Annotated in this window: 9 protein-coding genes; 8 read left to right on the forward strand and 1 reads right to left on the reverse strand. The window is 68.3% G+C overall.

Features of this window, described 5'->3' with window-relative positions:
- Window positions 1-32 precede the first annotated feature (32 nt).
- The gene (gene gdhA / locus AC1RVW_RS07400; protein WP_409195957.1) at window positions 33-1,376 is read right to left on the reverse strand and encodes an NADP-specific glutamate dehydrogenase; all 1,344 of its coding nucleotides are present in this window, start codon (window positions 1,374-1,376) and stop codon (window positions 33-35) included.
- Window positions 1,377-1,892: 516 nt separating this feature from the next.
- On the opposite strand from gdhA, the gene tssB reads away from it, so the two are divergent.
- The 8 genes from tssB to tssI form a co-directional block, all read left to right on the forward strand.
- On the forward strand, window positions 1,893-2,465 hold the full coding sequence (gene tssB, locus AC1RVW_RS07405) for a type VI secretion system contractile sheath small subunit (protein ID WP_081270796.1): 573 nt from the start codon (window positions 1,893-1,895) through the stop codon (window positions 2,463-2,465).
- A 60-nt stretch (window positions 2,466-2,525) separates the two neighbouring features.
- On the forward strand, window positions 2,526-4,025 hold the full coding sequence (gene tssC / locus AC1RVW_RS07410; RefSeq protein ID WP_081270797.1) for a type VI secretion system contractile sheath large subunit: 1,500 nt from the start codon (window positions 2,526-2,528) through the stop codon (window positions 4,023-4,025).
- Window positions 4,026-4,074: 49 nt separating this feature from the next.
- On the forward strand, window positions 4,075-4,557 hold the full coding sequence (locus AC1RVW_RS07415; protein WP_081270798.1) for an Hcp family type VI secretion system effector: 483 nt from the start codon (window positions 4,075-4,077) through the stop codon (window positions 4,555-4,557).
- Window positions 4,558-4,586: 29 nt separating this feature from the next.
- Window positions 4,587-5,045: a type VI secretion system baseplate subunit TssE gene (tssE, locus tag AC1RVW_RS07420; RefSeq protein WP_081270799.1), complete on the forward strand. Its 459-nt coding sequence runs from the start codon at window positions 4,587-4,589 to the stop codon at window positions 5,043-5,045.
- A 10-nt stretch (window positions 5,046-5,055) separates the two neighbouring features.
- On the forward strand, window positions 5,056-6,846 hold the full coding sequence (tssF, locus tag AC1RVW_RS07425) for a type VI secretion system baseplate subunit TssF (protein WP_493199008.1): 1,791 nt from the start codon (window positions 5,056-5,058) through the stop codon (window positions 6,844-6,846).
- A complete protein-coding gene (gene tssG, locus AC1RVW_RS07430) occupies window positions 6,843-7,847 on the forward strand; it encodes a type VI secretion system baseplate subunit TssG (RefSeq protein WP_493198995.1) in 1,005 nt (334 codons plus the stop codon). The genes tssF and tssG overlap by 4 nt, the downstream gene beginning before the upstream one ends.
- 14 nt (window positions 7,848-7,861) lie before the next feature.
- Window positions 7,862-10,594 carry a type VI secretion system ATPase TssH gene (gene tssH, locus AC1RVW_RS07435; RefSeq protein ID WP_493198997.1) on the forward strand — a complete coding sequence of 911 codons (2,733 nt, stop codon included), beginning with the start codon at window positions 7,862-7,864 and terminating at the stop codon, window positions 10,592-10,594.
- Between the two features lie 3 nt (window positions 10,595-10,597).
- Window positions 10,598-12,019: type VI secretion system tip protein TssI/VgrG (gene tssI, locus AC1RVW_RS07440; protein ID WP_493198999.1), on the forward strand; the 1,422-nt coding region annotated here is incomplete at its 3' end.

Here is a 12,019-nt window from a genome sequence, read left to right on the forward strand (position 1 = left end):
CGCGTCGCGTCGCGTCGGGCCGCAGTGTCGCGTCAGACCACGCCTTGCGCCAGCATCGCGTCGGCCACGCGCACGAAGCCGGCGATGTTCGCGCCGTCGACGTAGCTCACGCTGCCGTCCTTGCGCGCGCCGTAGTGCAGGCACGACGCGTGGATGCCCTGCATGATCTGCAGCAGGCGGGCATCGACCTCGTCGCGCGTCCATGACAGGCGCGCGGCGTTCTGGCTCATCTCCAGCCCCGAGGTGGCCACACCGCCGGCGTTGCTCGCCTTGCCCGGCGCGTACAGCACGCCGTGGCCTTCGAACACCTTCACCGCGTCCATCGTCGAGGGCATGTTGGCGCCTTCGGCCACGCAGACCACGCCGTTCTTCACGAGCATGCGCGCGTCTTCCTCGTCGAGTTCGTTCTGCGTGGCGCTCGGCAGCGCGACGTCGACTGGCACGTGCCACGGCGTGGCGCCGGCCACGAAGCGCGCGCCGGTGCGCTGCGCATAGTCGCTGACGCGGCCGTAGAGGTGGTTCTTGACGTCCATCAGCACCGCGAGCTTCTCGGGCGTGAAGCCGTCCTCGTCGACCACGGTGCCGCTCGAATCCGACACCGTCACCACCCTGGCGCCCAGCGCCATCGCCTTCTCGATGGTGTACTGCGCGACGTTGCCGGCGCCCGAGACGCTCACCCGCATGCCCTCGAAGCCCCGGCCCTTGCGCTTGAGCATTTCCTGCGCGAAGTAGACGTTGCCGTAGCCGGTGGCCTCGGGGCGGATCAGCGAGCCGCCGAAGCTCAGGCCCTTGCCGGTGAAGACGCAGTCGGCGCGGTTGGTGAGCTTCTTGACCATGCCGGCCATGAAGCCGACCTCGCGCCCGCCCACGCCCACGTCGCCCGCGGGCACGTCGGTGTCGGAGCCGATGTGGCGGAACAGTTCGCTCACGAAAGCCTGGCAGAAGCGCATCACCTCGCCCTGGCTCTTGCCCTTGGGGTCGAAGTCGGCGCCGCCCTTGCCGCCGCCCATGGGCAGCGTGGTCAGCGCGTTCTTCAGGGTCTGCTCGAAGGCCAGGAACTTGAGGATCGACAGGTTGACCGACGGGTGGAAGCGCAGGCCGCCCTTGTACGGGCCGATGGCCAGGCTGTGCTGGATGCGGAAGCCCCGGTTGACCTGCACCTCGCCGTGGTCGTCGACCCAGGACACGCGGAACATCACCACCCGCTCGGGTTCGACCAGCCGCTCCAGCAGGCTGTGGGCGGTGTACTTGGGGTGCTGCTCGATGTAGGGCCAGAGGCTTTCCATGACCTCGGTCACGGCTTGCAGGTACTCGGGCTGTCCGGGGTTGCGTTGGGCGACATGTGCCAGGAAACCCCCGACGGATGCGTGCTTCATTCCAGTCCTTCTCTTTTCCAAATTGGTGCATAACCTTATGCGAATCTTGCATTTTGCATGATTCATGAACCAATTCGAGGCGCAAACCCCTTTCAGGTGCACGCGAAATAGCGTCGAAGCCGATTTACGCCCCAAAAGAGGTCAACAGCCGGTCTCAGGCTTTTCCCCTCACGCGCGCGATAGCGCCGCGCCCGGTCCCTTGTCATTGGACTTTGGTCCGATGCGCCGCGCGCCCCATCGGCCTAGCATTTGGTCACCAATTTCTGTGACAAAGCTCTCATATATGTAACTTTTTCAGAGCTACATCCTTGTTTTCATTGAGTTTTCTCTCTCGAAAACAGGACTCCTCCCTAATTCTGGGGATTGTTAGTAAATATCTCGATTTGTATCTTCCGTTCGTCTTTGATGCATGCCGGGACGGTAACGGCAACGGGCAGCGCGCCGCCGAACGGGGCGAAGTGCGCCGAAAACTTCAACGTGTGTTCCTGTCAATTCAACCTTTTCTGAGAGCGAAAAATGTCGAATAGCTTGCAAAAATGGGTCGGCCGCAATCGCCCGCCGCGCGTCCAGATCACCTATGACGTAGAGATCGGCGACGCCGTCGAAAAGAAGGAGCTGCCGCTGGTCGTGGGCCTGCTGGCCGACCTGTCGGGCCAGCCGGTGCAGCCGCTGCCCAAGCTCAAGGAGCGCCGCTTCGTCGAGGTCGACCGCGACAACTTCGATGAAGTGCTCGGCAACATCTCGCCCCGCCTCGACCTGTCGGTGCCCGACACCATGAAGGGCGACGGGAACCTGAAGATCGAACTGAACTTCAAGGAATTCGGCGACTTCCACCCCGAAGCCATCGTGAGCCAGGTGCCCCGCCTGGCCAAGCTGCTCGAAGCCCGCCAGCAACTGCGCGACCTGCTGGCCAAGCTCGACGGCAACGACGAACTCGACGACCTGCTCGAGAACGTGCTGAAGAACACCGAAGACCTCAAGGCCGTCCAGAGCCAGGCCAAGGCCGAAGCCGCTCCCGCCGCCGCAGCCCCGCAGGCAGCCGCCGCGGAAACCCAGACGTCCCCCGAAGCCGAAGCACCGGCTGCGTGATCAACCACGCCGGCCGCGGCCCCACGGGCGCGAACCGGCAAATCCTGAATGGTGATAGAGATGGCCAACAAATCCAAAGCCGCAGAAGCCGGCAGCGCAGCGACCACCGTCACGACCAGTGACATGAGCCTGCTCGACAAGATCGTCTACGAAGGCAAGATGACGACCGAGCCTTCGCAGGGCGCCTACGCGAAGAAGCTGATCGGTCAGCTCGCCTCGCAGATCCTCGACGAAGGCATGAAGACCAGCCCCGACAAGGGCGTAGTCACCCTGATCAACGAGCGCGTCGCCGAAATCGACCGCCTGCTGACCGACCAGCTCAACGCGATCCTGCACGCCCCCGAGTTCCAGGCCCTCGAAGGCTCCTGGCGCGGCCTGCGCGACATGGTGTTCGGCACCGAGACCGGCAGCAACCTGAAGCTGCGCCTGCTCAACGTGAGCAAGAAGGACCTGCTCAAGGACCTGGAGACCGCCGTCGACCACGACACCAGCGTGCTCTTCAAGAAGATCTACGAAGAGGAATACGGCACCTACGGCGGCCACCCCTACTCGCTGCTGATCGGCGACTACTACTTCGGCCGCCACCCGCAGGACATCGCCCTGCTGGAGCGCGTCTCCCGCGTGGCCGCCGCCGCGCACGCGCCTTTCATCGCCGCCGCCGCGCCGGCGCTGTTCGACTTCAAGTCGTTCACCGAACTCGGCATCCCGCGCGACCTGTCCAAGACCTTCGAGAGCGCCGAGCTCGCCTCGTGGCGCAGCTTCCGCGAATCGGAAGACTCGCGCTACGTGTCGCTGGTGCTGCCCAGCTACGCGGCCCGCCTGCCCTACGGCGCCAAGACCAACCCCGTCGAGAACTTCAACTACGAAGAAGACGTGGACGGCTCCGACCACGGCAAGTACCTGTGGGCCAACGCGGCCTACCAGCTGGGCCTTCGCATCACGCAGGCGCACTCGCTGTACGGCTGGACCACGGCCATCCGCGGCGTCGAGGGCGGCGGCAAGGTCGACGGGCTGGTGGCCCACGCCTACAAGACGGACGAAGGCGACATCGCACTGAAGCCGCCGACGGAAGTGACCATCACCGACCGCCGCGAAAAGGAACTGAGCGACCTGGGCTTCATCGCGATCGTCAATTCCAAGGGTTCGAACACCGCCGCCTTCTTCGGCGGCCAGACCGTGAACAAGCCCAAGGTGTACGACAAGGACGCGGCCAACGCCAACGCGGCCGTCTCCGCCCGCCTGCCCTACATCCTGGCCGCCTCGCGTTTCGCGCACTACCTGAAGGTGATCGTGCGCGACAAGATCGGCAGCTTCCAGACGCAGGCCGACATGCAGAAGCACCTGAACAACTGGGTGGCCAACTACGTGCTGGTGAGCCCCTCGGCGCCGCAGGCCATGAAGGCCAAGTACCCGCTGAGCCAGGCCCGCGTGGACGTGACCGAAGTGCCGGGCAAGCCGGGCTCGTACCGCGCCATCGCCTTCCTGAAGCCGCACTTCCAGCTCGAGGAACTCTCGGCCTCGATCCGCCTGGTGGCCGACCTGCCGGCCGCGGCCGCCTGACCACCCCGACATCCACGTCTACCTACAGACAGACTGAAAGAGCTTTCACATGCCTATCTACCTCAAGATGCCCGGCGTTACCGGACAGACCCAGATCGAGGGCCACAAGGACGAAATGGAAGTCCAGAGCTTCCAGTTCGGCGCCGGCCTCGCCGTGACCTCGGGCACCTCCAACCAGGAGCGCACCGCGGGCAAGCCCAGCTTCTCCGAAATCACGGTGACCCGCACCACCGACTCCGCCACGCCCCAGCTGATGCAGAAGCTCGCCGGCGGCGAGGTGTTCGCGGGCGACACCATCATCACCTTCCCGCGCGAAGACAAGAGCGGCCTGCTGCCACTGATGGTCGTGACCCTGACCGACGTGATCCTCAGCGGCTTCTCGGTGTCCAGCGGCGGCGACCTGCCGCAGGAAAGCATCTCGCTGAACTACGCGGCCATCAAGGTCGAATACACCAAGCAGAAGGAAGAAGGCGGCCAGGAAGGCGTCGCACCGTTCGGCTGGGATCTGTCGAAGAACACCGCGGTCGCGTGACGGCCCGACGCTGACGTCCGGCGCCCACCGTGTCCGAACTTGTCAAAGGGGGCGTCCTGCCCCTGTTCGACCGGCTGGCGTCGGCGCTGTACGAGCACGCCCATGGGGTTCACCTGGAGACGATGGAGTCCGTGCAGGACTCCATCGGCCGTGAGCTGCGCCAGCTGTTCAACACGCGCTCGCCGCTGTCGGTGGCCGACTACGCGCAGGGCAGCGGCACGGTGCTGGAGTACGGCATTCCCGATTTCTCCTCGCTCAGCGCGCAGAACGCCACCGACCTGCAGCAGCTGGCCGCCGTGCTGCGCCAGGCGGTGCAGCGCTACGAGCCGCGCCTGTGCGACGTGAGCGTGCAGGTGAGCGCCACGCCCAACCGGCATGAAGTCGCGCGGGTGCGCATCGGTGCGCAGGCGCGCGCCGGCCTGGCGCTGCGCCGCGTCGACTTCGAGATGCTGCTCGGCACGCCGGACAGCCTGATGAAAGTCGCCTGACGTGTCCGACATCCAGCACAGCGACCTGCTGCAGTACTACAAGCGCGAACTGTCCTATCTGCGGGGACAGGGGGCGGACTTCGCCCAGCGCTACCCCAAGGTCGCCTCCCGGCTGTCGCTGCACGGCGGCGAATCGCTGGACCCGCATACCGAGCGGCTGATCGAATCGGTCGCCTTTCTTTCGGCGCGCGTGCACCGCGACCTCGACCAGGAATTTCCCGACGTCGCCTACGCGCTGCTCGACAACCTCTGCCCGTCGCTGGTGCAGCCGCTGCCCTCGATGTCGGTGGCGCAGTTCGCGCTCGACCCGGCGCAGGGCAAGGTGACCTCCGGTTTTCCCGTGCCGCGCCACACCATGCTGCATGCGCGCACCGCGCACGCGCAACCTTCGTCGGCGCCGGGCCAGGCACCGCAGTCGCGCGAGTGCCGCTTCCGCACTGCCTGGGACACCGTGCTGTGGCCGCTGCGCATCGTGCACGCCGCCATCGACACCGATGCGGTGCTGCGCCTCACGCTCGAATGCGAGGCCGGCACCGACTTCTCCGAGCTCGAGATCGACAGCCTGCGCATCCACCTGCAGGGCGACTGGATGCTCACCATGCCGCTGTACGACGCGCTGGTGTCGGGCGTGAAGTCGGTCGGCGTCATGCCCGAGGGCGGCGCGCTGCGGATGCTGCCGGCCGACGCCTGGCGCGAAGTCGGTTTCGCCGAAGGCGAAGAGGTGCTGCCGCAGCCCGCCAACGCGCAGCCCGCCTACGGGCTGCTGCAGGAGTACTTCGCGTTTCCGCGCAAGTTCCACTTCTTCGACCTGCACCACCTGCGCTCGCGCCTGGGCCGCGGGCAGCGCTGCGACCTGGTGTTCCAGCTCGACCGCCCCACGCGCGCGCTGCGGCACCTGGACGCCGAGAACTTCCAGCTCGGCTGCACGCCCATCGTCAACCTGTTCCCGCGCGTGAGCGAACCGCTGGTGATGGACCAGCGCCACTACGAATACATGCTGGTGCCCGACCGCCAGCGCGACGCGACCACCGAGGTGCATTCCATCGTCTCGGTGATCGCCTCCGACCCGGACGCCGACAAGCCGGTGAACGTGCCGGGCTTCGCCGCGCTCGGCCATGTCGACGGCGCGCAGGGCGACGTGTTCTGGGCCGCGCGGCGCGAGCCCTGCCTGCGCCAGAACATTCCCGGCACCGACGTCTTCCTGTCTTTCGTCGACCAGGGCAAGACGCACAGCCGGCCCGCGCAGCCCGTGGTGTACGCGCACCTGCTGTGCACCAACCGCCGGCTGGCCGAGCAGGTGCCGGTGGGCGCGCGGCTGGTGGCCGAAGGCCCGTCGCAGCCCACCAGCGTGCGCTGCCTGTACGAGCCCACCGCGCAGCGCGACCCGCCGCTGGGCAGCGAAACGCTGTGGCGGCTGGTGTCGCTGCTCACGCTCAACCACCAGTCGCTGGTGGACGGCTCCACCGGCCGCAAGCAGCTGCGCGAAATGCTTTCGCTGTTCGCCTCCGACAGCCGGCGCGACCACGCCCAGATACTCGGCATCGCCGGGCTCTCGGCGCGCGGCGTCACCGCCCACGTGGGCACCGAGGCCTGGCGCGGCTACTGCCGCGGCACGCAGGTCACGCTCGAATTCGAGGACGACGCCTTCGTCGGCGGCTCCCCTCTCATGATGTCGGCCGTGCTTGCGCGGTTCTTCGCCATGTACACGTCGGTGAACTCCTTCGTGCGCCTGGTGGTGCGCGACGGCGACGAGGTGCGCAAGCAATGGGCGCCCATGACGGGCCGGCAGGTCGTGCTGTGATCGAAGAACTCCGCGCCCGCCCGCAGGACTTCAACCTGTTCCAGGCCATCAGCCTGCTCGAGCGCGCCGCGCCCGACGCGGTGCCCGTGGGCCGCTCGCAGGGCCCGCGCGAACGCGAGGCGGTGCGGCTGCATGCCTTCGTCACACTGGCCTTCGAGGCCAGCGACGTGCGCGAGGTCGACACCGACGCGCCGACCGGCGAGCCCTTCTCGCTCACCACGCCCGCGCTCTCGCTGGGCGGCAGCGGCGGCCCGCTGCCGATGCCCGTCACCGAGATGCTGCTGGAGCGCCGGCAGCGGCGCGACCATGCGACGGCCGACTTTCTCGACATCTTCAACCACCGCTTCCTGGCCTTCCTGTACCGCAGCCGCCGCAAGCACCATGTGGCGCTGAACCCGCAGTCGCCCGCCGGCTCGACGCTGGCGTCCACGCTGGATGCCGCCAGCGCGCTGGGCCTGCGCTCCGGCGTGCGCGCGCCCGACGGCTCGGCCCTGTGGCTGCGCCATGCCGGCCTGCTGGGCGGCGCGCCGCGCGGCATGACCGCCCTGCTGGCGCTGCTGCGCGACCGCCTCGGCGTGCAGGTGCAGGGCACGCAGTTCCGCGGCCGCTGGCTGGCGCTGGAGCCCGAGGCATCGGCGCGGCTGGACATGCGCACCCCGCTGGGCGGCGGCGCGGTGCTCGGCAAGCGCGTGTGGGACCAGGGCGCCGGCATCCGCCTCACCTTCAGCAACCTGAGCCAGCAGCGCCTGCGCGACCTGCTGCCCCGGGGCGCCGACCATGCGCTCGCCAAATGGCTGGTGCGCCGCTTCATCCCGCAAGACCTGAAGGTCGAGATGGAGCTGCAACTCGCGCCCGCCGAATCGCGCAGCAGCGTGCTCGGCGCCGCGAATCCGATGCGCCTGGGCTGGACCTCCTGGGTCGCCGGCCCTTCCTTCCGGGGCGCGCTGCCCCCCGTTCAACACACCCTCACCAGCGACGGCGGCGACACGGCCGGCGCCTGAGCCTCACATTCCTCATGGACATCGACATCCGCACCCTGCTCGGCCGGCTCAACCCGGAATGCAAGCGCGCCATGGAACAGGCGGCCGAGCTGTGCGTGCAGCAGACGCACTACAACGTCGACCTCGAACACCTGCTGCTGAAGCTGGTGGACAACGACGCCCCTGACCTGCGGCTGGTGTTCGGCCGCTTCGGCATCCGGCCCGAGACCGTGCAGGCCCAGCTGCAGAAGTCGCTCGACACCTTCAAGCGCGGCAACGGCCGCACGCCCAGCCTGGCGCCCGACTTCGCGCCGCTGTTCCAGGAAGCCTGGCTCATGAGTTCGATGCTGCTGGGCCAGCAGCACATCCGCTCGGGCACGCTGATGCTGGCGCTGCTGGAGGTGGACCGCCTGCGCGGGCGCCTCGTCGATGCCGCGCCCGCGCTGCTGCAGATTCCGCGCGGCGCGCTGCGCGACGAGCTCGCGGGCCTGCTGCAGTCCTCGCCGGAAGACGCGGCAGCCTCGGCGTTGAACGCCGCGCCAGCGTCTTCGGCGCCCGCCCCGAGCCAGCCGGCCGCGCCGTCGCTCGCGGATGCGGGCGCGGCGCCGCTGCAGATGCCCACCGCGCGCCGCGGCAATTCGGCCACGCCCTCGCTCGACCAGTACACGGTCGACATGACGCAGCTCGCGCGCGACGGCGCGATCGACCCCATTCGCGGTCGCGACGCAGAGATCCGCCAGATCATCGACGTGCTGCTGCGCCGCCGCCAGAACAACCCCATCCTCACCGGCGAGGCCGGCGTCGGCAAGACGGCCGTGGTCGAAGGCTTCGCGCAGCGCGTGGTGCAGGGCGACGTGCCGCCCTCGCTGCGCCAGGTGTCGGTGCGCTCGCTCGACCTGGCGCTGCTGCAGGCCGGCGCCGGCGTGAAGGGCGAGTTCGAGAACCGGCTCAAGTCGGTCATCGCCGAGGTCAAGGCCTCGCCCACGCCGGTGATTCTTTTCATCGACGAGGCGCACCAGCTCATCGGCGCGGGCGGCGCCGAAGGCCAGGGCGACGCGGCCAACCTGCTCAAGCCCGCACTGGCGCGCGGCGAACTGCGCACCATCGCCGCCACCACCTGGGCCGAGTACAAGAAATACGTGGAGCGCGACCCGGCGCTGGCACGGCGCTTCCAGGTGGTGAAGGTCGAGGAGCCGAGCGAGGAAGTGGCCATCGACATGCTGCGCGGCATGGTCGAGACGCTGGAGAAGCACCACGGCGTAGAGATCATCGACGACGCGGTGCGCGAGGCCGTGAAACTCTCGCACCGCTACATCACCGGCCGCCAGCTGCCCGACAAGGCCATCAGCGTGCTCGACACCGCCTGCGCGCGCGTGGCCATCGGGCAGAACGGGCTGCCGGCCGAGCTGGAGTCGGCCGCGCGCGACATCGCCACGGGCGAAAGCGAGCTGCGCGTGCTGCGCCACGAAGCCGCCACCGGTGGAGACCATCAGGACGCCATCGCCACGCTCACCGCGCGGCTCGACACGCTGCGCCAGAAGCACAAGCGCCTGTCCGACAAGGTCGATGAAGAGAAGCACGCGGTGATGGAAATCGTCGCGCTGCGCCGCAAGATCGCCGACAGCCTGCGCGACGGCGCGCCGCCGCCCGACGAGGAGAACGACCCCGCGCTGCTCACCGCCGCGCTGCGCCGCCTCGAGAAGGGCCTGGAAGCGCTGCAGAGCGACGAGCCCATGGTGCCCGTGTGCGTCGACGGCGTGATGGTGGCCGAAGTCATCTCCGGCTGGACCGGCATTCCGGTCGGCAAGATGATGACGGACGAGCTGCACACGGTGCTCAACCTGAAGGAGAAGCTGGCCGAGCGCGTGGTCGGCCAGGACGATGCGCTCGACGCCATCGCGCGGCGCGTGCGCACCTTCCGCGCCGACCTCGACGACCCCGGCAAGCCCGTGGGCGTGTTCATGCTGGTGGGCCCCAGCGGCGTAGGCAAGACCGAGACGGCATTCGCGCTGGCCGACCTGCTGTACGGCGGCGAGCGCAACGTCATCACCGTGAACATGTCGGAGTTCCAGGAGGCGCACACCGTCTCCAGCCTCAAGGGCGCGCCGCCCGGCTACGTGGGCTACGGGCGCGGCGGCGTGCTGACCGAGGCGGTGCGCCGGCGCCCCTACAGCGTGGTGCTGCTCGACGAAATGGAGAAGGCCCACCCCGACGTGCTGGAGCTGTTCTTCCAGGTGTTCGACAAGGGCACCATGGAAGACGGCGAAGGCGTGCAGATCGACTTCAAGAACACGCTGATCCTGTTGACCTCCAACGCCGCGCAGGACGTGATCACGCAGGCCTCGCAGGGCGGGCGCAGGCCCGACCCCGAGGAACTGGTGGAACGGCTGCGCCCCGAACTGCTCAAGCAGTTCAGCCCGGCCTTCCTGGGCCGGCTGGCGCTGGTGCCGTACCACCACCTGGGCGACGAGCAGATCCGCTCGATCGTGAACCTCAAGCTCGGCAAGCTGGCGCGGCGCTTCGCGCTGAACCACCACGCCGCCTTCACCTGGGACGCGCAGGTGGAAGACGCCATCACCGCGCGCTGCACCGAGGTGGACAGCGGCGCGCGCAACATCGACCACATCCTGGCCCATGCGGTGCTGCCCGAGCTGTCGCGCCAGGTGCTGGAACGCATCTCGATGGCCGCCGCGTTCACCGCCGTGCACATGGGCGTGGACGGCGGCGGCGCCTTCGCCTTCGGCTTCGAGCCGGCAACGCTGAGCTGACGCATGAACATGCGCGAAGGCTTCACCCAGCACGCCGCCTTCCTGACGGTGAAGACCGTGCTCGGGCCGGACGACCTGCTGCTCGACACCTTCCAGGCCACGGAGGGGATGTCGCGGCTGTTCGCCTGCACGCTCACCATGCGTTCGCCCTTGAGCACGCTGCAGGGCGCCGACCTGATCGGCACCTCGGCCACCGTGGCCATGCAGCGGCCCTACAAGGAAACCCGCTTCTTCAACGGCATCGTCTCGCGCTTCTCCTACCTGGGCAGCCACGGCGACTTCGCGACCTATTCGCTCGAGCTCGTGCCGCGCATGTGGCTGCTCACGCTGGGCCGCGACCGCGTGATCTACCAGAACCTGAGCACGGTGGAGATCCTGGAGAAGGTGTTCACCGAATTCAACCTGGCCTTCGACTCGCAGCTCGGCGGCACCTATGCCAAGCGCGAGTACTGCGTGCGCTACGACGAGACGGCCTTCGACTTCGTCTCCCGGCTGATGGAAGAGGAAGGCATCTTCTATTTCTTCACCTTCGCGGACGGCGAGCACAATCTCGTGCTGGCCGACAGCAAGGTGGCCTACGCGCCCTGCCCCCACGCCGACACGCTGCTGCTGCGCGGCGGGGCGGAAGGCCTGGCCCACACCCACACGGTGACCCGCTTCGAGTCCGACGCCCGGCTGGTCACCAAGTCCCAGGCGGTGGACGACTACGACTTCCTCACGCCCGACACCAGCCTGCGGGAGCAGCAGGACGGCAAGGCCGGCCAGGGACTGGACTACGAATACCCCTCGCGCGTGGCGGCCGCCGCCGGCGCGGCGCGCGCGCGCATCCGCCTGGAAGCGCGCCAGGCCGGCAGCCAGTCGGGCCGCGGCGACAGCCGCTGCCACTACCTGACGCCGGGCACCACCTTCACGCTGCAGGAGCATCCGCGCGAGGACCTCAACGTGGAGCATGTGGTGTACAGCGTGCAGCACCATGCCGATCGCGAGCACTACAGCAACAGCTTCGAGACCCTGCCGCCCGACCTGCCCTTTCGCCCGCAGCGCCTCACGCCGCGGCCGGTGGTGGCGGGCAACCACACCGCGCAGGTGGTGGGCCCGGCCGGCGAGGAAATCTGGACCGACGCGCACGGGCGCATCAAGGTGCAGTTTCCCTGGGACCAGCAGGGCAAGAAGGACGACAAGAGCTCGTGCTGGATCCGCGTCTCGCAGATGTGGGCCGGCAAGGGCTGGGGCGCCCTGTTTCTGCCGCGCATCGGGCAGGAAGTGGTCGTGAGCTATGTCGACGGCGACCCCGACCGGCCGCTGGTCTCGGGCAGCGTCTACAACGGCACCAACCCCACGCCGGTGAGCCTGCCGGGCATGTCGACGCAAAGCACCCTCCGCTCGCGCTCCACCAAGAACGGCGAAGCCGGCAACGAGATGCGC

The sequence above is a fragment of the Variovorax sp. MPBD4-3 genome, from assembly GCF_058809745.1.